General features: G+C 61.7%; 24 protein-coding genes. 13 read left to right on the forward strand and 11 right to left on the reverse strand.

What is annotated here, in order from left to right; all coding sequences use genetic code 11:
- Positions 1-36: 36 nt before the first annotated feature.
- Both NB311A_RS20170 and NB311A_RS06605 read right to left on the reverse strand, forming a co-directional pair.
- A protein-coding gene (locus NB311A_RS20170) for an IS5 family transposase (protein WP_116394719.1) occupies positions 37-806 on the reverse strand; the annotation gives its coding sequence in 2 pieces (ribosomal slippage) (positions 37-492 and positions 495-806; 768 coding nt in all).
- Between the two features lie 235 nt (positions 807-1,041).
- Positions 1,042-1,317, reverse strand: coding sequence for a metal-sensitive transcriptional regulator (locus tag NB311A_RS06605; protein WP_009797720.1), 276 nt, complete (start codon positions 1,315-1,317; stop codon positions 1,042-1,044).
- A 56-nt stretch (positions 1,318-1,373) separates the two neighbouring features.
- Here NB311A_RS06605 and NB311A_RS06610 point away from each other — a divergent pair, with 56 nt between their 5' ends.
- Complete coding sequence (locus tag NB311A_RS06610; RefSeq protein WP_040674158.1) at positions 1,374-3,851, forward strand: heavy metal translocating P-type ATPase; 2,478 nt, start codon at positions 1,374-1,376, stop codon at positions 3,849-3,851.
- Positions 3,852-3,875: 24 nt separating this feature from the next.
- On the opposite strand, the gene NB311A_RS06615 is transcribed toward NB311A_RS06610, so the two are convergent.
- Positions 3,876-4,313: a DUF2147 domain-containing protein gene (locus NB311A_RS06615; RefSeq protein WP_009797723.1), complete on the reverse strand. Its 438-nt coding sequence runs from the start codon at positions 4,311-4,313 to the stop codon at positions 3,876-3,878.
- Between the two features lie 281 nt (positions 4,314-4,594).
- Between NB311A_RS06615 and NB311A_RS06620 the strand changes: the two genes are divergently transcribed.
- From NB311A_RS06620 to NB311A_RS21865, 7 genes are all read left to right on the forward strand, one after another.
- Complete coding sequence (locus NB311A_RS06620; RefSeq protein WP_009797725.1) at positions 4,595-5,200, forward strand: superoxide dismutase; 606 nt, start codon at positions 4,595-4,597, stop codon at positions 5,198-5,200.
- A gap of 620 nt (positions 5,201-5,820) precedes the next feature.
- On the forward strand, positions 5,821-6,576 hold the full coding sequence (locus NB311A_RS06625) for a metal ABC transporter ATP-binding protein (protein ID WP_009797727.1): 756 nt from the start codon (positions 5,821-5,823) through the stop codon (positions 6,574-6,576).
- Between the two features lie 6 nt (positions 6,577-6,582).
- Complete coding sequence (locus NB311A_RS06630) at positions 6,583-7,452, forward strand: metal ABC transporter permease (RefSeq protein WP_009797728.1); 870 nt, start codon at positions 6,583-6,585, stop codon at positions 7,450-7,452.
- Positions 7,452-8,390, forward strand: a complete 939-nt coding sequence (locus tag NB311A_RS06635; RefSeq protein ID WP_009797729.1) for a metal ABC transporter solute-binding protein, Zn/Mn family — start codon at positions 7,452-7,454, stop codon at positions 8,388-8,390. Before NB311A_RS06630 ends, NB311A_RS06635 begins: the two co-directional genes overlap by 1 nt.
- Positions 8,391-8,507: 117 nt before the next feature.
- Complete coding sequence (locus NB311A_RS06640; protein ID WP_040674160.1) at positions 8,508-9,578, forward strand: GTP-binding protein; 1,071 nt, start codon at positions 8,508-8,510, stop codon at positions 9,576-9,578.
- On the forward strand, positions 9,578-10,591 hold the full coding sequence (locus NB311A_RS06645) for a WD40 repeat domain-containing protein (protein ID WP_083780397.1): 1,014 nt from the start codon (positions 9,578-9,580) through the stop codon (positions 10,589-10,591). The genes NB311A_RS06640 and NB311A_RS06645 overlap by 1 nt, the downstream gene beginning before the upstream one ends.
- Before the next feature lie 208 nt (positions 10,592-10,799).
- Positions 10,800-11,141, forward strand: a complete 342-nt coding sequence (locus NB311A_RS21865; RefSeq protein ID WP_009797732.1) for a hypothetical protein — start codon at positions 10,800-10,802, stop codon at positions 11,139-11,141.
- Positions 11,142-11,208: 67 nt separating this feature from the next.
- Here NB311A_RS21865 and NB311A_RS06655 read toward each other — a convergent pair whose 3' ends face one another.
- From NB311A_RS06655 to NB311A_RS06675, 5 genes are all read right to left on the reverse strand, one after another.
- Positions 11,209-12,645 (reverse strand): homospermidine synthase, encoded by a 1,437-nt coding sequence (locus NB311A_RS06655; protein ID WP_009797733.1) that lies wholly within the window; start codon positions 12,643-12,645, stop codon positions 11,209-11,211.
- A 453-nt stretch (positions 12,646-13,098) separates the two neighbouring features.
- Positions 13,099-13,551: a nucleoside diphosphate kinase regulator gene (rnk, locus tag NB311A_RS06660; protein WP_009797735.1), complete on the reverse strand. Its 453-nt coding sequence runs from the start codon at positions 13,549-13,551 to the stop codon at positions 13,099-13,101.
- A gap of 352 nt (positions 13,552-13,903) precedes the next feature.
- Positions 13,904-14,503: a GNAT family N-acetyltransferase gene (locus tag NB311A_RS06665; protein WP_009797736.1), complete on the reverse strand. Its 600-nt coding sequence runs from the start codon at positions 14,501-14,503 to the stop codon at positions 13,904-13,906.
- A gap of 132 nt (positions 14,504-14,635) precedes the next feature.
- Positions 14,636-15,778, reverse strand: coding sequence for a type III PLP-dependent enzyme (locus tag NB311A_RS06670; RefSeq protein WP_009797737.1), 1,143 nt, complete (start codon positions 15,776-15,778; stop codon positions 14,636-14,638).
- A 665-nt stretch (positions 15,779-16,443) separates the two neighbouring features.
- On the reverse strand, positions 16,444-16,704 hold the full coding sequence (locus tag NB311A_RS06675; protein ID WP_009797738.1) for a hypothetical protein: 261 nt from the start codon (positions 16,702-16,704) through the stop codon (positions 16,444-16,446).
- 150 nt (positions 16,705-16,854) lie between these two features.
- Here NB311A_RS06675 and NB311A_RS06680 point away from each other — a divergent pair, with 150 nt between their 5' ends.
- Complete coding sequence (locus NB311A_RS06680) at positions 16,855-18,960, forward strand: M3 family metallopeptidase (RefSeq protein WP_009797739.1); 2,106 nt, start codon at positions 16,855-16,857, stop codon at positions 18,958-18,960.
- A gap of 21 nt (positions 18,961-18,981) precedes the next feature.
- Here NB311A_RS06680 and NB311A_RS06685 read toward each other — a convergent pair whose 3' ends face one another.
- On the reverse strand, positions 18,982-19,380 hold the full coding sequence (locus NB311A_RS06685) for an MAPEG family protein (protein WP_009797740.1): 399 nt from the start codon (positions 19,378-19,380) through the stop codon (positions 18,982-18,984).
- 87 nt (positions 19,381-19,467) lie between these two features.
- Here NB311A_RS06685 and hemH point away from each other — a divergent pair, with 87 nt between their 5' ends.
- The 3 genes from hemH (at position 19,468) to NB311A_RS06700 (ending at position 22,176) form a co-directional block, all read left to right on the forward strand.
- The gene (gene hemH, locus NB311A_RS06690) at positions 19,468-20,505 is read left to right on the forward strand and encodes a ferrochelatase (protein WP_009797741.1); all 1,038 of its coding nucleotides are present in this window, start codon (positions 19,468-19,470) and stop codon (positions 20,503-20,505) included.
- Between the two features lie 202 nt (positions 20,506-20,707).
- A complete protein-coding gene (locus tag NB311A_RS06695) occupies positions 20,708-21,706 on the forward strand; it encodes an SPFH domain-containing protein (protein ID WP_040674179.1) in 999 nt (332 codons plus the stop codon).
- Positions 21,707-21,729: 23 nt separating this feature from the next.
- A complete protein-coding gene (locus NB311A_RS06700) occupies positions 21,730-22,176 on the forward strand; it encodes an NfeD family protein (protein WP_009797743.1) in 447 nt (148 codons plus the stop codon).
- Between the two features lie 63 nt (positions 22,177-22,239).
- Here NB311A_RS06700 and NB311A_RS06705 read toward each other — a convergent pair whose 3' ends face one another.
- Positions 22,240-23,253 carry an SIS domain-containing protein gene (locus tag NB311A_RS06705; RefSeq protein ID WP_040674161.1) on the reverse strand — a complete coding sequence of 338 codons (1,014 nt, stop codon included), beginning with the start codon at positions 23,251-23,253 and terminating at the stop codon, positions 22,240-22,242.
- Between the two features lie 287 nt (positions 23,254-23,540).
- Between NB311A_RS06705 and NB311A_RS06710 the strand changes: the two genes are divergently transcribed.
- Positions 23,541-25,232 carry an outer membrane beta-barrel protein gene (locus NB311A_RS06710; protein ID WP_040674182.1) on the forward strand — a complete coding sequence of 564 codons (1,692 nt, stop codon included), beginning with the start codon at positions 23,541-23,543 and terminating at the stop codon, positions 25,230-25,232.
- 290 nt (positions 25,233-25,522) lie between these two features.
- On the opposite strand, the gene NB311A_RS06715 is transcribed toward NB311A_RS06710, so the two are convergent.
- On the reverse strand, positions 25,523-25,927 hold the full coding sequence (locus tag NB311A_RS06715) for a winged helix-turn-helix domain-containing protein (protein ID WP_009797746.1): 405 nt from the start codon (positions 25,925-25,927) through the stop codon (positions 25,523-25,525).
- Between the last annotated feature and the right edge of the window lie 32 nt (positions 25,928-25,959).

Here is a 25,959-nt window from a genome sequence, read left to right on the forward strand (position 1 = left end):
CGTGGCGACACCGCTATGTCCTGCTGTCGCGCGAGCCTAGGTCATCGACTCATTAAATCGCAACCAGATGCGGATTGAGGCGAGCTTGATGGCAGCGAGGAAGTTGTCGTCACGTTTGTCGTAGCGGGTGGCGACGGCTCGATAATGCTTGATTTTGTTGAAGAACCGTTCGACCAGGTTGCGCTTGCGATAGAGCTGCCTGTTGAAGCGCAGGGCGACGACGCGATTTGGCATCGGCTTCACATTGGCCGTCGCGCCGCGCGCGGCCAGGGTCTGGCGCAGGGCGTTGGAATCATAGGCTCGATCGGCCAGCAGCACGTCGCCGCGCTCGACGGTGTCGATCATGTCCTGCGCACTGCGCCCGTCATGGGCCTGGCCTTCGGTGATCTTGAGGCAGATCGGCAGGCCGCAGGCATCCACCAGCGCGTGGATCTTGGTTGTCAGCCCGCCGCGCGAGCGACCCATGCAACGGGATCTGGTCTGTTTTTTTGACCGTTGGCCGCATGCTGATGCACGCGGATCGACGAGGAGTCGATCATCTGGATGTCGCCATCATAAGCCTTTGAAACCGCCGACAGAATACGATCCCAAACGCCTGCCTTGCGCCACCGGTTGAAGCGGTTCACGCAGGTCGTATGCGGGCCGTAGCGCGCCGGAATATCCGCCCACGGCGCACCGGTACGCAGCCGCCAGAAGATCCCGTTCAGCACCCGCCGGTCATCCACCCGTGCAACGCCGCGCGATTTGTTCGGCAAAAGCGGCTGAATCACAGACCACTCGAAATCCGTCAGATCAAAACGAGCCATTCAATCCTCCTCCCTCCGGAGATTGAATCACGCCTCCCGTCCAAACGGAATCCCATTTATGGGTTCGTGACCTAGACTCTGGTTCAACTGCGTTGAACCAGACTCGTCGCTTATCTTTTTGTTTGAGCATGCTCCTTTCCGAAAACCGATTTCCACGGATCATGCTCTGGAGTGGACATGAAGCGTTGATCAGTTCATCCGGCTCGGCGGCGGAGCGCCGATAGGATCTCTTCAATTATCGGTTCGTCCGCTCGATGACGGCCATCAACTCGGAGATCTTGCGCCGCTGATCAGTCTTGTTACCGCTTGCGATCGCGTGTTCGACGCAATGCGCCACGTGATCTTTCAGCACTTCCTCCTCGACGCGCCGGAGCGCGGCACGCACGGCGGAAATCTGCGTCACGATGTCGATACAATAGCGGTCTTCGTCCACCATTCGGGACAACCCGCGGACCTGGCCTTCGATCCGGCTCAGGCGCTTTCGGCAGGATACCTTGATATTGTCGCGCATGCAGGATACATACCCCCACAGGGTATATACTGCAAGGGGGGACTGCGGAGATTGGAATGAATACAGCAGGGCAAGCAGGGTTCCAAAATGGAAATGGCTGCGGCTGCGCGGCGGAGAATCAGACTGCGTCATCCGCCTCCATATCCAGCGAGTCGAGCTGCTGCGGTGGGAAAGCTGTGACGGTACATGCCCATGACGCGCACGCGCCTCATCAACACCACGGTTACGCCGACCATGCGGCCGATGGAGAAGTCCTTGATCCGGTCTGTGGTATGACGGTCGATCCGCAGACCAGCAAGCATCGCTTCGAGCATCAAGGCACGACGCATCACTTCTGCTCTGCCGGCTGCCGGACCAAATTCGCGGCGGCCCCGCAGTCCTATCTCGACAAATCCAAGGCGCCGCCGGCGAATGTCCCCGAAGGCGTCATCTACACCTGCCCGATGCATCCGGAAGTCCGCCAGGTCGGCCCCGGCGCCTGTCCGATCTGCGGCATGGCGCTGGAGCCGGAACTTGTGTCCCTTGACGACACGCCCAATCCTGAACTTGCGGACATGTCGCGCCGGTTTTGGATCGGGCTGGTCCTCGCATTGCCTGTAATCGCGTTGGACATGGGTGCGCATATTGCCGGAACGCATGGCTGGATCGGACCAACGCTGTCGAACTGGATTCAACTCGCGTTTGCGACGCCGGTGGTGATCTGGGCCGGCTGGCCGTTCTTCGTGCGCGGCTGGCAATCGCTGACGACACGCAATCTCAACATGTTCACGCTGATTGCGATGGGTACCGGCGTTGCCTATGTCTATAGCCTTGCCGCGACCGTAGCGCCTGCGATTTTCCCGCCCGCCTTTCGCGGGCACGACGGCGCGGTCGCGGTCTATTTCGAGGCGGCGGCGGTTATCACGATCCTGGTGCTGCTCGGGCAGGTGCTTGAGTTGCGCGCGCGCGAGGCAACGTCCGGCGCCATCAAGGCGCTGCTCGATCTTGCACCGAAAACCGCGCGCCGCGTCGATGTGTCAGGCGCGGATCATGACGTTGCGCTCGATGAGGTGGCCGCCGGCGACAGGCTCCGGGTTCGCCCCGGGGAGAAAGTACCGGTGGACGGCCATATCGTGGAGGGTCGCTCGTCGCTCGATGAATCCATGGTGACTGGTGAATCCATGCCGGTCGCCCGGGAAACGGGCGCAAGGGTGATCGCCGGCGCCATCAACCGGTCCGGCAGTTTCGTCATGCGAGCCGAGAAGGTCGGGCACGACACGCTGTTGTCGCGGATCGTACAGATGGTGGCGCAGGCGCAGCGGTCCCGCGCTCCGATCCAGCGCCTTGCCGATCGGGTGGCGGGTTGGTTCGTGCCCACCGTCATCGCTGCGGCCGCGATTGCGTTCGCGGTCTGGGCCTTCGTCGGCCCCGAGCCGCGTCTGGCGTTCGGCCTGGTTGCTGCGGTGAGCGTGCTGATCATCGCCTGTCCATGCGCGCTCGGGCTCGCCACGCCGATGTCGATCATGGTGGGCGTCGGACGCGGCGCGCAGGCCGGCGTCCTGATCAGGAATGCCGAAGCACTCGAGCGCATGGAGAGGGTCGACACGCTGGTGGTCGACAAGACCGGCACCCTGACCGAGGGCAAGCCCAAGGTCGTTGCCATCGAGGCGGCGGAAGGGGTCGAGAAAGACGACCTGCTGCGTCTTGCCGCGAGTGTCGAACGATCCAGCGAACATCCGCTGGCGGACGCCATCGTAGCTGCGGCAAAGGAGCGCGATCTGGCGTTGGGTGAGGTGCAGGAGTTCGATGCCCCGGCCGGAAAGGGCGTGATCGGTAAGGTCGCGGGGAGAGCCGTGCTGATCGGCTCGGCGGCTTTTCTCGAATCGCGGGATGTCGCCGTTCAGGACATGGCGGCATTAGCCGATGACCTGCGCAATGATGGCGTCACCGTCGTCAACGTCGCCATTGACGGCAAGCTGGCCGGCCTGCTCGCGATCGCCGATCCCGTGAAAGCATCAACGCCCGCGGCCCTGAAAGCGCTGGCGGGCGAAGGCATCAAGGTCATCATGCTGACCGGCGACAACCGCGCCACCGCCAACGCGATCGGCAGGCAGCTCGGCATCACCGATGTCGAGGCGGATGTCCTTCCCGAGCAGAAGAGCGCCGTCGTCGCCCGGCTTCAGAATGAGGGCCGCGTCGTCGCCATGGCCGGAGACGGCATCAACGATGCGCCGGCGCTGGCCACCGCCGATGTCGGCATTGCCATGGGGACCGGGACCGACGTCGCCATGGAGAGCGCCGGCGTGACGCTCCTCGGAGGAGACCTTATGGGCATAGTTCGTGCTCGCCGTCTCTCCGAGGCGACCATGAGCAATATCCGACAGAACCTGTTCTTTGCCTTCATCTATAATGCCGCCGGCATCCCGATCGCGGCCGGAGTTCTCTATCCGCTTTTTGGCCTGCTGCTTTCCCCCATCGTGGCCGCTGCGGCCATGGCGCTGTCGTCGGTGAGCGTCGTCGGCAACGCGTTGCGGCTGCGCGCCGTGAAGCTTTGAAGACGAGGGGAGGCGGCTTGTTCGTCAGCGGCGGGAGCGTGTCCAGACCTCTCCGCTGCACAAGGCGCCCAGGCAGCCTTCCACGCGCAACGCGCCCGGTCCTGCGACAGAGACGTTGCCGGCATAGGTGTTGCCGTCATCAGCATTGTAGATCGTGCCTGACCATTTGTTAGGGCCGGTTTGCGACATGCCGTGGAACAACGGCAATCCGATCATGGGTCGCCTGGACAGCGCGGGGTTGTGATTTTTGTCGTCGACGGCAGGTCTTCCCGTCGCGGGATCGATCGGGTCGCGCAACCAGACGATGACGCCGCAAAGCCCGCTGTGGCATCTGCTGACACGAACCTTGGCGTCACCCGCTTGTGTCAGCCAGATGCCGCTGGGGCCGGGCGATGTCTGTGCGCCGGCGACGGATAACATGGCGGCAAGAATTGCAACGGCAACGCCGGATCGCATGAGCATGACAACCACCTTCTGAGCCCCTTGGGGTGCATAACAAAAAAATCGAATTGTGCAACGTCGATATGTGCGGCGCGCCATATCCGGTCTTGGAGAAAGCAAAGGACGTGATGGCAAGCGAGCTGCGCGTCTCGTGAATACGAAGCCTGCATGAGCGGAATACCCGGCGTTGACCACTCTCACGTTATGGTATGTAACGGCTCTTGTAGTGCTGGCGAAGGAAACACCTATTGGTGTTTCTCCAGGCTCCCTTTCAATCTCCCACCAATTCGGACAAATAACCCATGACCTTTACGCTTCCGAACCTGCCGTATGCCCATGACGCGCTTGCGCCCCATATGTCCAAAGAAACTTTGGAATATCATCACGATAAGCACCATCAGGCTTACGTGACCAACGGCAATAACGCGATCAAGGGGACTGAATTCGAGGGCAAATCGCTCGAGGATATCGTGAAAAGCTCATACGGTAAGAGCGCGGCCGTGGCCGTCTTCAACAATGCCGGTCAGCATTATAACCACCTGCATTTCTGGAACTGGATGAAGCCCAACGGCGGCGGCAACAAACTGCCGGGTCGTCTGGAGAAGAAGATCATCGAAGATTTTGGCACTTTGGACAAATTCAAGGCCGATTTCGCCGCGGCCGGCGCCGGACAGTTCGGTTCGGGGTGGGCGTGGCTACAGGTCAAGAATGGCAAGCTCAGTGTGTCCAAGACGCCGAATGCCGAGAATCCGCTGATTCACAACGCGACTCCCATTCTCGGCTGCGATGTCTGGGAGCACTCCTATTACATCGATTATCGCAATCGCCGTCCGGATTATCTCAAGGCATTCCTCGATCATCTTGTGAACTGGGATTATGTCGATGAACTGTTCTCCAAGGCCGTCTGATCGGTAGCCTGGTAAAACGTCATGAAAGGCGGCACTGTGGCGCCGCCTTTTTTGCATGTCCCGTTCATTACATTTCTCATCGATATTTCTGGTTCGATCTCAACGGGCCTGATCTTCCAGTTGTTTCCTATTCAGGTGCAATGTGGGGTGTGACCGCTGTTCGAATAACCGGTCGCGCGCGCTCTCATGATCGCTTGATGGGGCGTTGTACGAACGCGGCGGGATCGGTCTGGCCTGCCATCTTCGCGGTCGGTGATCATTCGAGCGCGCGGGCCTGTTTGCCTCCTCGCGCCGGTCCGCCCGCTCATTGAAAGCTGCGGCGGCTTGTCTGCTGGACATCTGTGATGTTATAATATAACGGTTGTGAATATCGACAATATGGCTCTGTTGTCTGGTCCCCGGAGCCGGAAAGCGTATCAGGTGCTCCAGTCTCGCTCTCGCATCCATGGTCAAGCGTACGGGCATGGACACCCAGACGAACACGGCCATGGACCGTCCTCGCCGCATCCGGCCCAGGCAGTGCCATGGTCGATCCTGCGGATGGCGCTGGTTGCACGGTTGGGAACGGCGCTTGCGGCCATCGTCGTACTTTGGGCCACCGTATTGCTGACGACCGTGCGATGGTAGCGCAACTTCAGTTCCGTGACGTCACGCTGGGCTATGAGCGGCATCCGGCTGTGCATCATCTAACCGGTGAGATCGCGTCCGGCGCGATGCTGGCGGTGGTTGGTCCGAACGGCGCGGGCAAATCGACGCTGTTTCGCGGCATCGTGGGCATTCTGAAACCACTGGCCGGCTCGATCGTCTTTGGAGGTCTCGACGTCCGCGACATCGCCTATTTGCCACAGAGCGCCGAGATCGATCGCAGCTTTCCGATTTCAGTGTTCGATTTCACCAGTTCCGGGTTGTGGCGAGCCACCGGTGCGTTCGGCCGGCTCGGCAGTCGCGAATGTCGGCGGATCGTCGAAGCGCTTGCGGCCGTCGGCCTGAACGGATTTGAAAATCGTCCCATCGGAACGCTGTCGGGCGGACAGATGCAGCGCATGCTGTTCGCTCGGGTGCTGTTGCAAGATGCCGGCGTGATCATCCTGGACGAGCCGTTCAACGCCATTGACGCCAAGACCGCGGCCGATTTGCTCGCTCTGGTGCGGCGTTGGCATGAGGAGAAGCGCACAGTACTCGCGGCGCTGCACGACATGGACCTGGTGCGCGCGAATTTCCCGGAGACGCTGCTGCTTGCGCGCGGCGCGGTGGCATGGGGGCCGACGGCGCAGGCGCTGACGGCCGACAATCTGTCGCGAGCCCGGCAAATGTGCGAGGCTTTCGACGACGGCGCTGCCGCCTGCGCGGCGCAGGTTTCACCGCGCGCGGCCTGAGGCATCATGGTTTACGACGCGCTGGTCGCTCCCTTCGCCGACTTCGAATTCATGCGCCGTGCGCTGGCGGCGGCTATTGCGCTCGCGCTTGGGGCGGCGCCGATCGGCGTGTTCCTGATGTTGAGGGGGATGAGTCTTGTCGGCGACGCGATGGCGCACGCGATCCTGCCCGGAGCGGCTATCGGTTTCCTGCTGTCAGGTCTCAATTTGTTCGCGATGACCGTCGGCGGATTGATCGCGGGATTCGCAGTGGCGATTCTGTCGGGGGTGGTGTCGCGCCTCACCGAATTAAAAGAGGATTCGTCGCTGGCAACCTTTTATCTCGCGTCGCTGGCGTTGGGCGTCACCATCGTGTCGGTCAAGGGCACCAACATCGATCTGCTTCATGTGCTCTTCGGCAATATCCTTGCGATGGACAACCAGACGCTCATGGTCATCGCGATCAATGCCACCGTGACGCTTGTGGTGCTTGCGGTGATCTACCGCCCGTTGGTGATCGAATGCGTTGATCCCGTGTTTCTGCGCACGGTGAGCCGCGCCGGCGCGCCGGCGCACCTGGCGTTTCTCGGATTGGTCGTCGTCAACCTCGTCAATGGCTTCCATGCGATGGGTACCCTGATGGCAGTCGGATTGATGATCCTGCCGGCGGGCATCGCGCGATTCTGGTCGCGCGACATCACTGGCATGATCATGATCGCTGTCGTCAGCGCGCTGCTGTCCGGCTATACCGGACTGATACTGTCGTTCCACAGCAAGGTGCCCGCGGGGCCAGCAGTCATTCTGGTGGCGTCGGCGATCTATGCGCTGTCCGTGCTGTTCGGACGCGTTCGCGGGATTCTTCGACCGCTTTTTCCCGCGCCCCATCTCGAAGCGTGATGGTGAAGGTCATGGCGCGGCGCCGTCTCGGAATATGGGTGATGGCGATTGCTTTGGCAGCGCTCGCGCCCGCCCGCGCCCAGGATGCCGGAGATGACCGCAGCGATCAACGGATCCCCGTGGTCGCAAGTTTTTCGATTCTCGGCGATTTCGCGCGGGCTGTCGGAGGCGCGCGAACCGGTGTCACCACGCTGGTGGGAACGAACGGCGACGTGCATGTGTTTACCCCGACACCGGCAGACGCCAGGAAGGTCGCGGCCGCGAGGCTGGTCATTGTCAACGGGCTCGGACTCGAAGGCTGGCTGCCGCGGCTGGTGCAGGCCTCCGGCGGCAACGCGGCGATCGTCGTTGCGGCAACGGGCGTTTCGTTGCGCGGGTCCGACGTCAATAAAATGCTCCACGGTAAAGATTCATCGGATCCTCATGCGTGGCAGTCCGTTGCCAATGCCAAAATATATGTCGCTAACATTCGGGATGCACTGATCGCGGCCGATCCCGCGGGCGAATCGGTCTATCGGGACAACGCCGCTAACTATCTCGTGAAGCTGGACGCGCTGGATCGAGAGGTTCGCCAAGCGGTGGCCCGTATTCCACCCGAGCGCCGCAAGGTGATCTCGGCCCACAATGCCTTCACCTATTTCGAGGCGGCCTATGGCATTGCTTTCATTGCTCCGCAGGGCGTGTCGACCGATAGCGAGGCGAGCGCGCGCGATATCGCTGCCACGATCACGCAGATCAGGACGGCAAAAATCCCGGCCGTGTTTCTTGAGGATCTCAGCGATCCGCGGCTGACCCGCCAGATCGCCGCCGAAGCCGGAGCCCGGGTCGGGGGGACGCTCTATTCCGACAGTTTGAGCGATGAAAAGGGCGAAGCCCCCACTTACATTGCCATGGTCCGGCATAATATAAAGACGTTAATCAGCGCGCTGGCGGACTAGCCGCGGCCTTCCTCGCGGGAAGGATCGCAAGACGGCTCGCATGGTCGCTGAACGCTGCGCGTGCTATTGAACCCTACCTCTCTCCGCAAGGAGAGCAAAACAGCCCCGAGTTTATTGATGTCTGATGTAAACGCCTCCGCCTCGACGAAAATTCCCGTAACCGTGCTGACAGGCTATCTCGGTGCCGGCAAAACCACGCTTTTGAACCGTATCCTGTCTGAAAATCATGGCAAGAAATATGCCGTGATCGTCAACGAATTCGGCGAAGTCGGGATCGACAACGACCTGATCATCGGCGCCGACGAGGAAGTGTTCGAAATGAACAACGGCTGCGTCTGCTGCACGGTGCGCGGCGACCTGGTGCGTATTCTCGAAGGACTGATGAAGCGCAAGGGCAAGTTCGACGCCATCATCGTGGAGACCACGGGCCTCGCCGATCCGGCGCCGGTGGCGCAGACTTTCTTCGTCGACGAGGACGTGCAGAACCATGCGCGCCTTGATGCCGTGGTGACGGTTGCCGACGCCAAGTGGCTGAGCGAGCGATTGAAGGACGCGCCCGAGGCGAAGAACCAGATCGCCTTCGCCGATGTCATCGTCTTGAACAAGACCGATCTGGTGTCGGCGCCGGCGTTGGCCGATGTGGAGGCGCGGATTCGCGGCATCAATCCCTACGCGAAACTGCACCGCACCGAGCGCTGCCAGGTGGCGCTATCGGATGTTCTGGAGCGCGGCGCGTTCGATCTCGACCGCATTCTCGAACTGGAGCCGGATTTCCTCGCGAATGACGGTCACGACCATCACCACCACGATCATGACCACCACGATCACGACCACGGCCATGATCATCATGACCATGATCACGGCCATGGCCCGAAGCATTATCACGACGAGGAGATGCAGTCGCTGTCACTGCGTTCGGACAAGCCGCTTGAGCAGGACAAGTTCATGCCGTGGCTACAGGAACTGTTGGCGGCGGAGGGGCAGAAGATTCTGCGCTCGAAAGGTATCATGGCGTTCAGCGGCGACGACGACCGCTACGTCTTCCAGGGCGTCCACATGATGCTGGAAGGCAGCCGCCAGCGCCCATGGAAGCCTGACGAGAAACGGGAAAGCCGTCTCGTCTTCATTGGCCGCGAATTGCCGGAAGCCTTGATCCGCGAAGGCTTCCAGAACTGCATCGCCGCGTGATGAAAGACACCGCTCCGCAGCAGCACGCGATGGCCTCGATCGGCGAGCGCGTGCGTCCCGTCGTCATCGGCTCGCCGGTGGCAGCCCTTTACTTCATCGGCGATCATGCCGCGTTCGTCGGCGACGAGGAAACAATCACGCTCGTTTCCGCCGATGGTGAGAAGGCCGCGGTGGCCGTTCATGGTGGCGCGATCCTGTCGTCGGTTTCCGACGGCAAGCGGATCATCACCGGCGGCGACGACGGCAAGGTCGTCGCCCTCGACATCAAGGGTGAGAGTTCGGTTCTTGCGACCGACGCGAAGCGTCGCTGGATCGATAACGTTGCGGTCCATCCTGATGGCACGCTCGCATGGTCCGCCGGCAAGACCGCTTTCGTGCGCGGGATCAAGGGTGAAGAAAAGGCGATCGACGCTCCTTCGAGCGTCGGAGGACTTTCGTTCGCCCCGAAGGGCATGCGGCTCGCGCTCGCGCACTATAACGGCGTGTCGCTGTGGTTTCCGAACATGACGGCCGCGCCGGAGCGGCTGGAATGGGCCGGTTCGCATCTCGGCGTCACGTTCAGCCCTGACGGCAGGTTCATCATCACGACCATGCACGAACCGGCGCTGCATGGTTGGCGGCTGGCCGATGCGCAGCATATGCAAATGACCGGCTATCCCAGCCGCGTGAAATCGATGTCATGGGGCATGGGTGGAAAATTGCTGGCGACGTCCGGCGCAGACCGGGTGGTGGTATGGCCGTTCGCCAGCAAGGACGGCCCGATGGACAAGGAGCCGGTGATGCTGGCTCCATTGCAGGCTCGCGTCACAGCGGTCGCTTGCCATCCGACCCAGGACTTCCTTGCTGCCGGTTATGAGAATGGCACTATCTTGATGGTAAGGCTCACCAACGGCGCCAAGGTTGTGGTTCGCCGTGACGGCGAAGCGCCTGTCGCAGGGCTGGCGTGGAACGCCAAAGGCTCGATGATGGCTTTTGCTCTGCAGAACGGCGAAGCGGGGCTGGTCGACCTCTAGATGGAGCCTTTCCGCTTCTGACATGATCAGAAGCGGAACTCCGAGTTGAGCTGACGCGTTATCTTCACGCGAGCCGGACGCTATCCTCGGGTCAAGCCTGAGGACATGCTTCTTTCGCTGGAAAGCCGAGCCGGTCCTCGGGGGTCTTGAGAAGGAACTTTGCTGGCGGCGAGTTGTTGGTCTTTTGAGATTGGCGACGGGGCCCCTCATGGCGAACAAACGCGACGGCGGTGCGAGAAGAGGAAACGATGCAAGAACGGTCCTGGCGATCGTGGCGGTCGTTGCTATCGGTACCGTCGTGTCCGGTATCTCCCTGTCATTTGCACATAGAGAAGTTGTGATCGCGCAGGCGTCCTCGCCGCAAACCTTCCCGGTGCCCGCTGGCAAAAAGAACGGGCCAGCCGACTCAAAGCCGGGCGGTACCCGTCCGACTACGCCTGCGCCGGAGCCTGCGCGGCCGGATGCCGATGATGCGGGGCACGCAAACCCTCAGCCGGCTCTGCCGCCCGCGCCGGCAGAGAAGGTTGCACCGCCGATCAAGGAAAATTAAGAGCCGCGGGGCGAATCGTCTCCATGCTTGCGCATGGGAGTGCTTATTCTCCCGTCTCTCGCTTGGTTCACCGAACCAGAATGTTCCTGAACTGCCACGGATCCGATGTATCGATGTCCTCCGGAAAGAGCCCGGGGCGATCGCTCAGCGGTGTCCAGTCGGTGTAGAAACCCTTTACTGGACCGAGATAGGGACGCTGGATTTCGAGGCAGCGGCGGAAGTCCATCTCATCGGCCTCGACGATGCCTGCTTCCGGATTTTCCAGCGCCCATACCATGCCGGCCAGCACGGCGGACGATACCTGCATGCCGGTGGCGTTCTGATACGGCGCAACGCGGCGGGTCTCTTCGATCGACAGTTGCGAGCCGAACCAGTAGGCGTTCTTGCTGTGGCCGTACACCAGCACGCCAAGCTCGTCTACGCCGTCGACGATCTCGGTTTCATCGAGGATATGCCACTTCGGCTGCATTCTGCCTTCCGCACCGAACATCTCGTGTAGCGACAGCACGGCGTCATTGGCGGGATGGTAAGCGTAGTGGCATGTCGGACGATAAATCACGTTCTGGCCGTCGCGAACGGTAAGGTAGTCGGCGATCGAAATCGATTCGTTGTGCGTGACGAGAAAGCCATACTGTGCGCCAGGCGTCGGGCACCACGTGCGAACGCGGGTATTGGCGCCGGGCTGCAGCAGATAGATCGCTGCTTGACATCCGGTATCGTGTTTGCGGCCGTTGTCAGGCATCCACTTCTCATGGGTGCCCCAGCCGAGTTCGGCGGGCTGCAAACCTTCTGAGACGAATCCTTCCACCGACCAGGTATTGACGAACACGTTCATCGGCTTCGGCGTCTTTGCCCGCTGGGTGTCGCGCTCGGCGATGTGGATGCCTTTGACGCCGAGCTTGTGCGCGAGTTGGCCCCAGCCTTCGCGGCTCTTCGGTTCGTTGAACGCGGTATTGGTATCGCGCGCGATGTCGAGCAGCGCTTGCTTGACGAACCAGGACACCATGCCGGGGTTGGCGCCGCAGGTGGAAACTGCGGTGGTGCCGCCTTCGCTCCTTCGCTTGGCCGCGAGCAGCGTTTCGCGCAACGCGTAATTGGAACGCTTTTCGGGGCCGGCGCCCTTGTCGAAATAGAACCCGAGCCAGGGCTCCACCACGGTGTCGATGTAAAGCGATCCGATCTCGCGGCACATGGTCATGAGATCGACCGAGCCGGTGTCGACCGACAGGTTGACGCAGAAGCCCTGGCCTCCGCCTTCCGTCAGGAGCGGAACGAGGACATCATGATAGTTGTCGCGGGTGATGGCTTGTCTGATGAATCTGACGCCATGCTTTTGTGCCAGTGTGTCGTCTGCCTGGGGATCGATGATGACGAAGCGCGCTTTGTCGAACTCGAAATGCTTTTCGATCAGCGGCAAGGTGCCTTTTCCGATCGAACCGAATCCGATCATGACGATCGGCCCGGTGATGCGTGCGTGCACGGACGAAGCATTCGACGACATCATGTATCTCCAATTTGTCGGGAATTACAGGTCGGACAAGCGGTCGCTGCGTATCCCTGAACGATAAATCGTCGATGAAATCAAGACCCGGAACGCTTGTTCTGAAAGAATAAAAAGGGAGGGCTTTGTATTGGCGTTTTTTGTTGAGCCGAATCGGGATTTACGTCGCGTGAAAATGCCGTGAGCTGTTTACGTGTTTCATTCTTCTGTCATGTCGTCACGCCACTTGATCAGGCGCGAGCACGCAATCGGCGTCGGCGGACGTTTTGATTTGCGGAATGGCCAATTCCGATCGCGAAAGTCCGGCCGGAGTTCGCGATTTGACTGTGGACGCCATGCGGCCATCGAAAGCCGGAAATAACACGAGCTGCCGCTGAGGGCCGCATATGGTCATCGTGCCTGCTCTTCACAATGTAATGCGCCCGTCTCCCTGGCGCGGAGATAGGCGCATGTCTGCTATTTGCGGTCCGGCGTCGGCCAGTGCGACGAGACGGCCATCACGGTCAGCGAACGCCATCCGCCGGAGGGAGTTTGGAACTCGATGCTCTGTCCCGTAGACAGGCCGATAAGGGCCGCGCCGATGGGTGAGAGAATCGAGATCTTGCCGGCATCGACGTCGGCGTCTTCCGGATAAACAAGGACGACCTTGCGCTTTTCGCCGCTGATGTCGTCGACGAACGTCACTTCGGACTGCATCGTCACGAGATTGATTTTGCGCCTCAGGCCGCTGATGTCGTCGATGATGGAGCGATCGGCGGGAATGATTTCGGCGCGGTCGATTTCCCGGGCAAGAAATTCTGCCGTCGTGGGATATTTCTCCATCGCAGCTTCGGCAAGGTGCCGCAAGCGATCGATATCGTGTGCGCTGATGGCAATGGCGGGGAGGCGCGTCTGTGGATTGTCGAACATGTTTTTCACCGCGAGTGGGTCGTTGCGGGCGATCGTCTGTTGATGGGGTCGATCACCGACGAGGCGAGACAATGATCAGCGGGGAATGCGGTCGAACTTGATATCCCGGGCGGACACGCGCCCACCCGGGTCACCTTCCTGCGTGAAGGTGACCGGCGCGTAGCAACAAACGGTTATTGCAAACGTTCGACATGATAATGCCAAGGTAGGGCGATCCGAGCGGAAGTCAATGCTCCGGTCGGAGCGGGGCGTTGCATCCCTCCGTCGGAGGATGGCGTTTGTTGAATTTTGTCCTCGGCCCAGGCGTTTCGCGCGCCCGCTCTCGAAACGAGCATCGCCGGTCCGGGTGCGTTCACGCTGCGCACGGCATCGGCCGCGCAATTTCCCGGGCGTGACATCGCCGCATTCTCGATACCCGAGCGCCGGTCGGCACGATCCGGCCAGCGGCGGCTTCAAGCGCATTTTTTCGCAGTTCGACCGCCAACAGACGGTCACGGTCGAAAGGACCAGGCAGGAGAAGGTTGCCGGTTTTGACCGTCGAGAAACCGAAGCGCGCGTAATATGGCGCATCGCCGAGCAGGATGACTGCGCCATGACCATGCGCCTGCGCGAGATCGAGCGCGCGTTTCGTCAATGCGGCGCCGACGCCAAGGCTGCGATGGACCGCAGCAACCGCGAGGGGACCGAGCGCCAGTGCGGGGATGCCCCCGGCGCTGACGTGCCACAGCCGCACGGTTCCGATCAACTCGCCGTTGCTAACCGCCGCTAAAGCGAGGCCCTCGACCGGCTTCCGTCCGTCACGCAGGCGCTGGCAGGTCCGCGCATGGCGGTCCGCGCCGAAGCTTGCATCAAGCAATGCTTCGCGCGCGGCGACGTCGGAAGGGCGCTCGGCACGGATCGCGAAGGAAGAAACCTCGCACCGGGCGGCGTTTTTCTTGAGAACAGCATTCATGGCGCGTCACCCCCTCCGACGGGCTCGAACAGCCGCGGAGTGTTGTCAGCAAGAGTTGTGACAGGGAGGAAGCCGGCGAACCGGATTCTGGCTCTCTTTGAGCTCTCCGCGACCGGGACGGAGAGCTGACGCTCAGATGTGATAAGTCTTCAGCGGCGGAAAGCCGTTGAAGGCCACTGACGAATAGGTCGAGGTATAAGCGCCGGTGCCTTCGATCAGCAGCTTGTCGCCGATCTCAAGCGTCACCGGTAGTGGATACGGCTGCTTCTCGTAGAGCACATCGGCCGAATCGCAGGTCGGACCTGCCAGCACGCATGGCGTCATCTCGGCGCCGTCGTGCGGCGTCCTGATTGCGTAGCGGATCGATTCGTCCATGGTCTCCGCGAGGCCGCCGAACTTGCCGATGTCGAGATAGACCCATCGGTTCTCGTCGTCGTCGCTCTTCTTTGAGATCAGAACGACCTCCGTCTCGATCACGCCGGCGTTGCCGACCATGCCTCGGCCCGGCTCGATGATGGTCTCCGGGATCTGGTTGCCGAAGTGCTTGCGCAACGCGCGGAAGATCGACCGGCCATACTGCACGACCGGCGGAACGTCCTTCAGGTACCTCGTCGGGAAGCCTCCGCCCATGTTGACCATGGTCAGGTTGATTCCGCGTTCGCCGCAGTCGCGAAACACTTGCGAGACCATCGCGAGAGCGCGATCCCAGGCTTTCAGCTTGCGCTGCTGCGAACCGACATGGAACGAAATGCCGACCGGCTCAAGGCCCAGACGCTTGGCGACATCGAGCACCTCGACCGCCATCTCCGGCTCGCAGCCGAACTTGCGCGACAGCGGCCACTCGGCGCCCGCGCAATCGTAGAGGATGCGGCAGAACACCTTCGCCCCTGGAGCGGCGCGGGCGATCTTCTCGACCTCCGCATTGCAATCCACGGCGAACAGGCGAATGCCGAGTGCGTAGGCGCGCGCGATATCGCGCTCCTTCTTGATGGTGTTGCCGAAGGAAATGCGGTCCGGCGTCGCGCCGGCAGCAAGCGCCATTTCGATCTCGGCGACGGTTGCCGTGTCGAAGCACGAACCGAGCGAGGCAAGCAGGCTCAACACCTCGGGGGCAGGGTTCGCCTTCACGGCGTAGAACACGCGCGAGTCCGGCAATGCCTTCGCGAAGGTCTGATAGTTGTCGCGCACGATGTCGAGATCGACCACGAGGCAGGGCTCGGTATCGTTGCCTTTGCTGCGACGGTCGCGCAGGAATTCCCGAATGCGTTCGGTCATAGCACCCTCCAAACGGTCCAGCGACGGACTCGTTCAAAATGACGTCGGCCTGAACGTTCCGGAGTCGTCGCATGATGGAGACGCGACAACGCCTTGAGCTCAGATCAACTGTGCTGCCGTGGATTGGTTGGGATGATCCCGCCCGCACACCTGGCAATGAAGGACAAGCCTTTTCAGTAGCCCGCGCCGGCGGTGGAAGGCCGGTAGAGACCAAAAAAGCCCGATCCGTCGTTGCTTTAAGTCGCGTCCCCCGTTGAGAGCGGGGTGCGCCGGTTCGCCTCCGGCTGCCAGTCACGGTTGCAAGGAATGAAGCGCCTTCAACGGCATCCCTGGAGAGAGATGCTGGTCTCTCAGTCTCAATCGATTCAAGTCTCGATCGATCTGAGTGACCCTCGGCTACTTCACCCTTGGCGGCTGTCCGGCCTCTTGTCCGGATACCCACCGACTGACACACGACCACAGGCACGTGCGAAATTGGGCAGTAGCGGAGATAAGTCTTTTGCTCGGGCTTCGCAATAGTTTTCTTGGAGCGAAGCGTGGTTTCCCCACGTCGTCGATAGGACGCGATCGTGCGCCGATGATCGATAGAGTTAAGAGTTGTTTAATGAAGCGGCGGATGAGACGTAGGAAGGATGCAGGTTAGCCCTGCGCCGCAGCGGTTTTTCTCAGGCTCGCCGCACGAAGGGTTCGACGCGTCGGGCAGCGCGGATGAAATTGATCATGACGAAGACACCGATCACGAACAGCACCGCTTGCAGGATGTGGCCCTCCGTCGGGCTGAGACCGAACAGGATCGCGAGCGCCCAGCCGCCGGCGAACGCTGCGCCGAATACTTCCGCGCCGATCAGGATCGCAGCCGAAATGACGGTGATGACGCTGGGCCAGGCGATCTGGCGTGAAGCGGAGGAAGCAGGTTGAGAACTCATGTTTAGGAATCCCATTGCGGACGGCAATCTCTCTGAAAATGTCCGCGGCGGCAAGCGCCAAGGGCCACAAAATGCCCTGTCGCGTGTTATAGTTCCGATGCCTCCGGATCGCGGCAGACATGTGCAGCAACGGGCGAAAGCAGAATCCCTATGTCAGACACGCCTCAATCGTCGCCTATCGTTTCCGTCTCCGACCCGGACAATCCGCTGCTGAAGGCGTGGCAGACGCCTTTCCAGACGCCGCCGTTCGGCGGGATCGCGCCTGAACACTTCCTGCCCGCTTTTGAGAAGGCGTTCGCCGATCACGCCGCCGAGGTTGCCGCCATCACCCACGATCCGTCGGCGCCGGACTTCGCCAACACCATCGTCGCGCTGGAACGCTCCGGCAGGCTGCTCGCGAAGGTCTCCGCCGTGTTTTACAATCTGGTGTCGGCGCATTCCAATCCGGCGCTGCTCGAGATCGACAAGGATGTCTCCTCGCGCATGGCGCGGCATTGGAACCCGATCCTGATGAATGCGGTGCTGTTCGGCCGCGTCGCGCAACTCCACGAGAATCGCGCGGCGCTCGGACTGACCGCGGAACAGGTGCGGCTGCTGGAACGCACCTACACCCGCTTCCACCGGGCCGGCGCCGGTCTCGACGAGACCGCGAAGGAGCGGATGGCCGCGATCAACGAACGGCTGGCTCATCTCGGCACCACCTTCGGACATCATCTCCTCGGCGACGAGCAAGAGTGGTTCCTCGAACTCGGCGAGGACGACCGGGACGGCCTGCCCGACAGCTTCGTTGCGGCGGCGCGTGCCGCGGCGGAGGAACGCGCGCTGCCCGGCAAGGCCATCGTGACCACTTCGCGCTCGTCGGTGGAGACGTTTCTCAACAGCTCGCGCCGGCGCGATCTGCGTGAGAAAATCTACAAGGCATTCGTCGCCCGCGGCGACAACGGTAACGCCAACGACAACAACGCACTCATCGTGGAGATCCTCGCGCTTCGCGAGGAGGCCGCAAGACTCCTGGGCTACCCCAGCCTCGCTGCCTATCGGCTTGAGGATTCGATGGCCAAGACGCCGGAAGCCGCCCGCGGCCTGCTGGAGCGGGTCTGGAAACCGGCTCGTGAGCGGGTGCTTGCCGATCGCGACGCCTTGCAGGCCCTGATCGCGGAGGAGGGCGGCAACTTCTCCCTCGCGCCGTGGGACTGGCGCTACTACGCTGAAAAACTACGCCAGATCCGCGCCGATTTCGACGATGCCGCGATCAAACCGTATCTGACGCTGGATGGCATGATCGCCGCGGCCTTCGACTGCGCGCATCGGCTGTTCGGGCTCACTTTCTCCGAGCGCAAGGACATTCCGGTCTGGCATCCGGACGTCCGGGTCTGGGAAGTGATGAACGCGTCCGGCAAGCATCAGGCGTTATTCTACGGCGACTACTTCGCGCGAGCTTCGAAACGGTCCGGGGCCTGGATGACGTCGCTGCGCGATCAGCAGACGCTCGACGGCGATGTCGCGCCGCTGGTCGTGAACGTCTGCAATTTCGCCAAGGGCGCGAACGGCCAGCCTGCGCTGCTGTCGCCGGACGATGCGCGCACACTGTTCCATGAGTTCGGACACGGCCTGCACGGCATGCTGTCGAACGTCACCTATCCCTCGCTGTCGGGCACCAACGTGTTTACCGATTTCGTCGAGCTGCCATCGCAGCTCTATGAGCATTGGCAGGAACAGCCGCTCGTGCTGCGGCGGTTCGCCAAGCACTACCGGACCGGCGAGCCGCTACCGGACCATTTGCTTGAGCGCTTCCTTGCGGCGCGGCAGTTCAACCAGGGTTTTGCCACCGTCGAATTCGTCGCTTCGGCGTTGATGGATCTGGAGTTCCACAGCCAGCCGGCCTCGACGATTCGCGATGTGGGAGCATTCGAGCGCGCCGGGCTGAACAAAATCGGAATGCCGGCGGAAATCGCGATGCGCCACCGGCCGACCCAGTTCGGCCACATCTTCTCCGGCGATCACTATGCGGCCGGCTATTACAGCTATATGTGGTCGGAAGTGATGGATGCCGATGCATTCGGAGCCTTCGAGGAGGCCGGCGACATTTTCGATCAGGAAACGGCCAAGCGGCTGCATGACGATATTTATTCGTCGGGTGGCTCGCGCGATCCGGAAGAAGCCTACATCGCCTTCCGCGGTCGCAAGCCGGAGCCGGAGGCGCTGTTGCGGCGGCGCGGATTGCTGGAAGCGCCGCAGGCGGCGCAGAGGAGTTGACCGGCTCCATATCCGCGCCTGTCAGGAAGGCAGCCAGTGCCGGATTGCTGGCAGGAAGAAAATCGCCGTGTTGATGGCGAAGCCGATGCCCCAGAGGATAGACCGCAGCGTCGGACGGTCGCCGATATAGGTCACGACGTAGGCGGCGCGGACGATCAGGAACAGGATCGCCAGCTCGTCGATCAGACGCTGGGGCGCATCGCGAAACTCCGCAAGCAGAACGGCGGCGGCAAAAAACGGAAAAGCTTCGATGCCGTTCAGGTGCGCTCCGAGCGCGCGCGCACGCAGCGGATGGTCGTAGAATCCGGGATCGCGCGGCCGGGCGTTGTCGAAGCGGGGAGACCCCAGCGCCTTGAACGGGACGATCGTCAGCAGATACAGAATGACCGCCCCGAAGACACACCATTCCGCGACCGTCATGCCAAATCCCTTCGCGGTCGGTATTGCGGCGGCATCGGCAGATGCGCGGGCTTGACAAGAACGGGCCGGCGCGCGAATCCAGGTGGCATGACGGTCGTTATTCCTATCGGCAAGGCCGGGACCGCCGCCGGTGCTCCGCGCGAGCGCGTTGGTGTTTTGCTCGTCAATCTAGGCACCCCTGATACCGCCGATGCCCGCGGTGTGCGGGCGTATCTGAAGGAATTTCTGTCGGATCCACGCGTCATCGAGAAGCAGGGCCTGGGTTGGAAGCTGGTGCTGAACGGCATCATCCTGAATACTCGCCCGCGCCGCAAGGCGCTCGACTACCTCAAGATCTGGAACACCGAGCGCAACGAGTCGCCAATCAAGACCATTACGCGCGCGCAGTCCGACAAGCTCGCAGCCACAGTCGCCGACCACGAGCATATCGTCGTCGACTGGGCAATGCGTTATGGCAATCCGTCGATGCGCTCGCGCATCGCGGCGCTGGCGGCCCAGGGCTGCGACAGGCTCCTGGTGGTGCCGCTCTATCCGCAATATTCAGCGACGACATCCGCCACCGTATGTGACGAGGCATTCCGCATTCTCAGCGAGATGCGCGCCCAGCCGACGCTGCGAGTGACGCCGCCATATTATGACGATCCCGCCTATATCGAGGCGCTGGCAGTTTCAATCGAGACGCATCTCGCCTCGCTCTCCTTCACGCCTGAAGTGATCATGGCGTCTTTCCACGGCATGCCGCAGGCCTATATCGAAAAGGGCGATCCCTATCAGGCGCAATGCGTCGCCACTACTCAAGCCCTGCGCAAGCGGATGGGGCTTGATGCGTCGAAATTGATGCTGACGTTTCAGTCGCGCTTCGGTTTCGATGAGTGGCTGCAGCCCTACACCGATAAGACCGTCGAAAAACTGGCAAAGGAGGGCGTGAAGCGGCTGGCCATCGTCACGCCGGGCTTTTCGGCCGATTGTCTGGAGACGCTGGAGGAAATCGCGCAGGAGAATGCGGAGATCTTTCGCCACAACGGCGGCCAGGAGTTCAGCGCGATTCCCTGCCTGAACGACAGCGATCCGGGTATGGAAGTGATCCGGACGCTGGTGCTGCGCGAGCTTAAGGGCTGGATATAGAGCGTTTCCGAGCGAAGTGGAATCTGGTTCGCGCAAGGAAAACGCGTCGAATTGAAAAGATATTCTAGGTGTCTCGCTTCCGGTCGATCGAACCTTACCTCTTCCGGTGGCGACTAACCGGCGGTTCACAATCTTGTATTATACGGAAGGCGGCGAACGCATCGCGTTCCTGAAGGGGACGGTGCCTCGCAGGGAGAGTTTTATGACCGGGTTCGATATTTTTGCGATTGCTTTTGTGGGACTCGTGATCCTGACGCTGCTAGCCGGCGTCAAGACCGTGCCGCAAGGCCACGACTGGACCATCGAGCGGTTCGGCAAGTACACACGGACGCTCGACCCCGGCCTCAATCTCATCATTCCCTATATCGACCGCGTTGGCCGCAAGGTCAACATGATGGAGCAGGTGATCGAAATTCCGCAGCAGGAGGTCATCACCAAGGACAACGCGACGGTCACGGTGGACGGCGTCGCCTTCTATCAGGTGTTTGATGCGGCCAAGGCGAGCTACGAGGTGGCGAATCTCAACCAGTCCATCGTGACGCTGACAATGACCAATATCCGCTCGGTCATGGGCGCGATGGATCTCGACCAGGTGCTGTCGCATCGTGACGAGATCAACGAGCGGCTGCTTCGTGTTGTGGATGCCGCGGTGACTCCGTGGGGTCTGAAGGTCAACCGCATCGAGATCAAGGACATCGTACCGCCTGCCGACCTCGTGCAGGCGATGGGCCGGCAGATGAAGGCCGAGCGCGACAAACGCGCCGACATCCTTCAGGCCGAAGGCCAGCGACAGTCGGCGATTCTCAAGGCCGAGGGTCAGAAACAGTCGCAGATTCTCGAAGCCGAAGGCCGAAAGGAGGCCGCCTTCCGTGATGCCGAGGCCCGCGAACGGTCCGCGGAGGCCGAGGCCAAGGCGACGCGCATGGTGAGCGAGGCGATCGCGAAAGGCGATGTGGCGTCACTCAACTACTTCATCGCTGATAAATACATCAAGGCGTTCGGTCAGCTTGCGAACTCGCCAAACCAGAAGGTCGTGCTGCTGCCGATGGAAGCCACCAGCATGCTGGCGTCGCTGGCCGGCATTGGCGAGATCGCCAAGGCCACCTTCGGCGACAATGCGGCGCCTGCTGCAGCCGCGCGACGGGGAGCAGTGCCGAATGTCGGCACTCCTGTGCCGCCGCCGATGCCGCCGCAAGGATAGATCGTCGGGCGAGGGAGGGTTTTATGGCGGACCTGTTCGCGTCGCTCGGAAACTGGAACTGGCTGATCCTTGGCCTCGTTCTGGTGGGTCTTGAACTGCTGACGCCGGGTGTGTTCCTGTTCTGGCTCGGACTGGCCGCGTTCCTGGTCGGCGGGCTGTCGTTCGTGGTGGATTCAACGTGGCAAACGCAGCTCCTGATGTTTGCCGTGTTCGCCGCTGCCGCTGTGCCGTTCTGGCGTCGGATGGCGCGCTCGAAGGCGAGCGCCGGCGACAGTCCGTTTCTTAACAAGCGCGCTCACGCGCTGGTCGGGCGCGTGTTCACGCTAGAGAAGCCGATCGTGGATGGAGCGGGCACGGTGCGGATCGACGATACGATCTGGCGGATCGAAGGACCGGATGCGCCGGCCGGCAGCCGGGTGAAAATTGTGAAGGCGGACGGCGCGAGCCTGACCGTGGCTGCGGCGCCGTAGCGCGCATCGGATCTCGCGGGATGCTCGACGCGACCCGCGAGGGTCTCTCCTTCGTTTGAACGATCAGGCCACGCCCGCGCGCAGCAGATCGTGAAAATGAATGACGCCGACGAGCTTGTTATTGTCGGCGACCAGAAGCTGCGTTTTCTTCGTGGTGTTGAGCAAGTCCAGGACCTCGCCGACGAGTTGATCCGGCCGCACAGTGATCGGGGTGCGCGTCATGACATCCTCGACCTTCAACGAGAGCAAATCGGGACTCATGCGGCGGCGCAGGTCGCCGTCCGTGATGATGCCCGCGAGCGTGCCATTGTCATCAACGATGGCAACGCAACCAAAAGTCTTCGCCGTCATCTCGGCAATGGCCTGTGACATCAGCGTCCCCAACAGCGCCACGGGCAATGCATCGCCCTTGTGCATGATGTCGCGCGTTTGTTTAAGCATCGCGCCGAGCTTGCCGCCGGGATGAAGCATGCTGAAATCGGTCGAGGTGAAGCCGCGGCCTTCAAGAAGCGCGACGGCTAATGCATCGCCGAGCGCGAGGAGCATGAGCGTCGAGGTTGTCGGCGCGAGGTTGTGCGGACAGGCCTCGCGCGCCTTCGGCAGCGTTAGCACAAGATCGGCGGCGCTGCCGAGCGTGGAATCGCGTTCGGCGGTCATGGCGATCAGGGGGATACGAAAGCGTTTGGCATAGGTGATGAGGTTCTTCATCTCCGGCTGCTCGCCCGACCAGGACAGCGCCATGATGACGTCATCGGGAGTGATCATGCCCAGATCGCCGTGACTGGCTTCCGCCGCATGGACGAAGAAGGCAGGCGTTCCGGTCGAGGCGAAAGTCGCGGCGATCTTGCGACCAATGTGGCCGGACTTGCCGAGGCCGGTAACGATCAGCCGCCCTTTGGCGTTGCGGATCAGGTCCGTTGCAACAGCGAATGCGGAACCGAGATCGGATTTGAGCGCTGCGGCAAGCGCCGACACCCCGCCAGCCTCCGCCTCGAAGGTCCGCAATGCGGACTCGATCGCGGCATTGGCCTGATCGGTCATGGCGGATGTCACTGTGGGTGATTCAAATGAAGTCATGCTGGTTCCACGCTATAGCGTTTTCGAGCGATGTGGATAGCGGTTCGCGTAAAGAAAACGCGTCAAATCAAGATCTGAGAGCCCCGCTTCTGGTTCCGTCAGAAGCGAAAAGGCTTTGAGACGCGACGCCACGTTCGGATGGTTGTGCTTAGCACGCCTGCTTGCGCGATGCGATGCAGGTTCGCGTTCTCAACGGCCCGTTAACCATAATTGTTTTACCTCCATTAACGATAGCCCGCCCCTTCGGGCGAGCTTTGCAGTATGTTTTGCTTGGAGTTTTCGGGATCGTGTCTTCCGGTCCAGCGACGGGCTTTTGCCAGCGCGCACCGACGTGGCGCGCGGCTTTGGTCTGCCTCGCCCTCATCGTTCCCGGATGCGCGACTGCTGAGGCCCAGACGCTTACCGGGGATGCCGTCACTCCGCTTCGGGGCGGATTTTTTCAGGCGCGGGAGTCCTCCTTGCGCCGGACCGATGATGCCGGCGGCGATTTAGCATCGGCATTCTCAACAACGGCTCCCTCCCGCATCGGCAGAATTCCCGCCTACGACATCCCCGCCGCGACGGGTGCGGGCGATACCGGCTATGATTCGCTCAATCGCCGGCGCAAGAAGCCGAAGCTTTATCCCGGCGCGCCGAAACCGAAGCAGCCGCCGGGGCCGGGCAACTTCGTCGCCGTTCCGCCGCCACCGCCGTTATCGATTCCGCCGTCGTCGACCGCCAATACGACTCCGATTGCCCCGGCTATGGCCGGGAGGGTCGAGGGGCAGCCACCGCGCCGCCGTCTCAAGCGCGATGACGATCCGTTCGGCGCCGTGGGCAATTACGTCGGCAGCTTTCTCGTCAGGTCGGCGGTCGAACTCTGGGGTGGCTACAACACCAATCCCGGTCGCTTCAATAGCCCGAAGGGCTCCGCGTTCTACATGGTGTCGCCCGAATTCGTGGCTGCGTCGGATTGGGAGCGGCACTCTCTTCTGGTTGATTTCCGCGGATCATTCACCGGCTTTGGCAGAACTTTCCCGCCGGGGGTCAATAATCCGGCTCAGTCGGTGGTGTCGGTCCCGACGAACGTGGATCGACCGGATTTCATCGGCAGGGCCGTGGGACGTCTCGACGTCAGGCGTGATACCCGCATAAATTCGGAGGTGCGGCTGCGGATCGGCACGGACAATCCCGGCAGCCCCAACGTCCAGGCCGGTCTGGCAAGGTATCCGATCTTCGCGACGACCGGTGGAACGGCCGGTATCGAACACGACATCAACCGGCTGCAGCTCTCGCTGCACGGATTCGCCGACCGCACCATGTATCAGGACTCGCAATTGACGGACGGCACATCGGCGACCAATGCGGACCGCAACTTCAACCAATACGGCGCCGTGACGCGCGCGAGCTATGATCTGATGCCGGGCCTCAAGCCCTTCGGCGAGGTCGAGGCTGACGCACGAGCGCGCGACACGCCGGTTGATCGCTTTGGCTTCCAGCGCGACTCCCGCGGCGGCTACGCCAAGGTCGGGACCAGCTTTGAATTGACGCGTTTGCTGATTGGCGAAGCCTCTATCGGCTATACCGCCCGGAACTATGCGGACCCGCGCCTGAACCAGTTGACCGGCTTGCTCACCAGCGGGTCGCTGGTTTGGTCCGCGACCGCGCTGACCACGGCAAAGTTCATCTCGGTGACTTTTGTCGATGAATCCTATGTACCCGGTGTCTCCGGCGTGCTGACACGTTCCCACACCATCGAGATCGATCACGATTTTCGCCGCTGGCTGACCGGGATCGGCAGGTTCACCTATGCGACGCAGGAGTATCGGGATTCGATCCGCTCCGACGAGATATACTCGATCTCCGGCGATCTCATTTACAGGCTGAACCGCGAATTCCAGATCAAGGCGCAGGTGCGCCACGACGTGCTGAGTACGAACATTCCCGGCGCAAGTTCGGCGGCGACCGTGGTGATGCTAGGCGTCCGGTTGCAGCGCTAGAGAGCATGATCCCCTGTGCCCGGCATGGTCGGTTTCGGGGTGGGGGGTCGCAAACGGGACTTCGGCGCGCGCCAGCAGTCGACCGCCCGCGTCGAACACTCCTGCGCGCGCGCTGCTCGATCCGACATCCACCGCGATCACAAGATCTGCCATCAGGATCTAACGATGAAGCGTAGCTGTCGTTGGCGGATTGATGATCGGGATCTGCGCCTTCCTCAAGGTTGCGGCAGTCAGAGTTGCAGGTCGGGTCGGCGTCGAGGTGAGTTGAAGAATGCCGAGTCGCGGCCGGGTCACCGAGTCTTGGCGTCCCTGTCCCGTTCCGCGCTTTTTTTCGGGTGCCGGATGTCGTTTCGTAGCGCCTCGAGCTCCTTGTGGACCGCGCTGGCGGCATCGCGTTCTATCTTGCGGTAACGAGCCACGAGGGAAACCCCGAACGGGGTCAAAACCGCGCCGCCGCCGTTCTTGCCGCCGGTCTGCCGCGCGACCGCTGCCTGCCGGCAGATGCGGTTTATTTCATCGACAAGATCCCACGCGCGCTTATAGGACATGTCCATGGCACGTCCGGCGGCCGAAATCGAGCCGCAAGTCTGTATGCTCTCGAGCAGTTGAATTTTTCCCGGCCCGATGCGGCCCTTGGGATCGAGATCGATACGTAGACTCAGCGAGGGCACTGATCTGTTGGATGAAGCCTGCATTCTCATGCTCGGTATTCCACGATCCAAGGCAT

It is taken from the genome of Nitrobacter sp. Nb-311A (assembly GCF_000152905.1).
Taxonomy (GTDB): domain Bacteria; phylum Pseudomonadota; class Alphaproteobacteria; order Rhizobiales; family Xanthobacteraceae; genus Nitrobacter.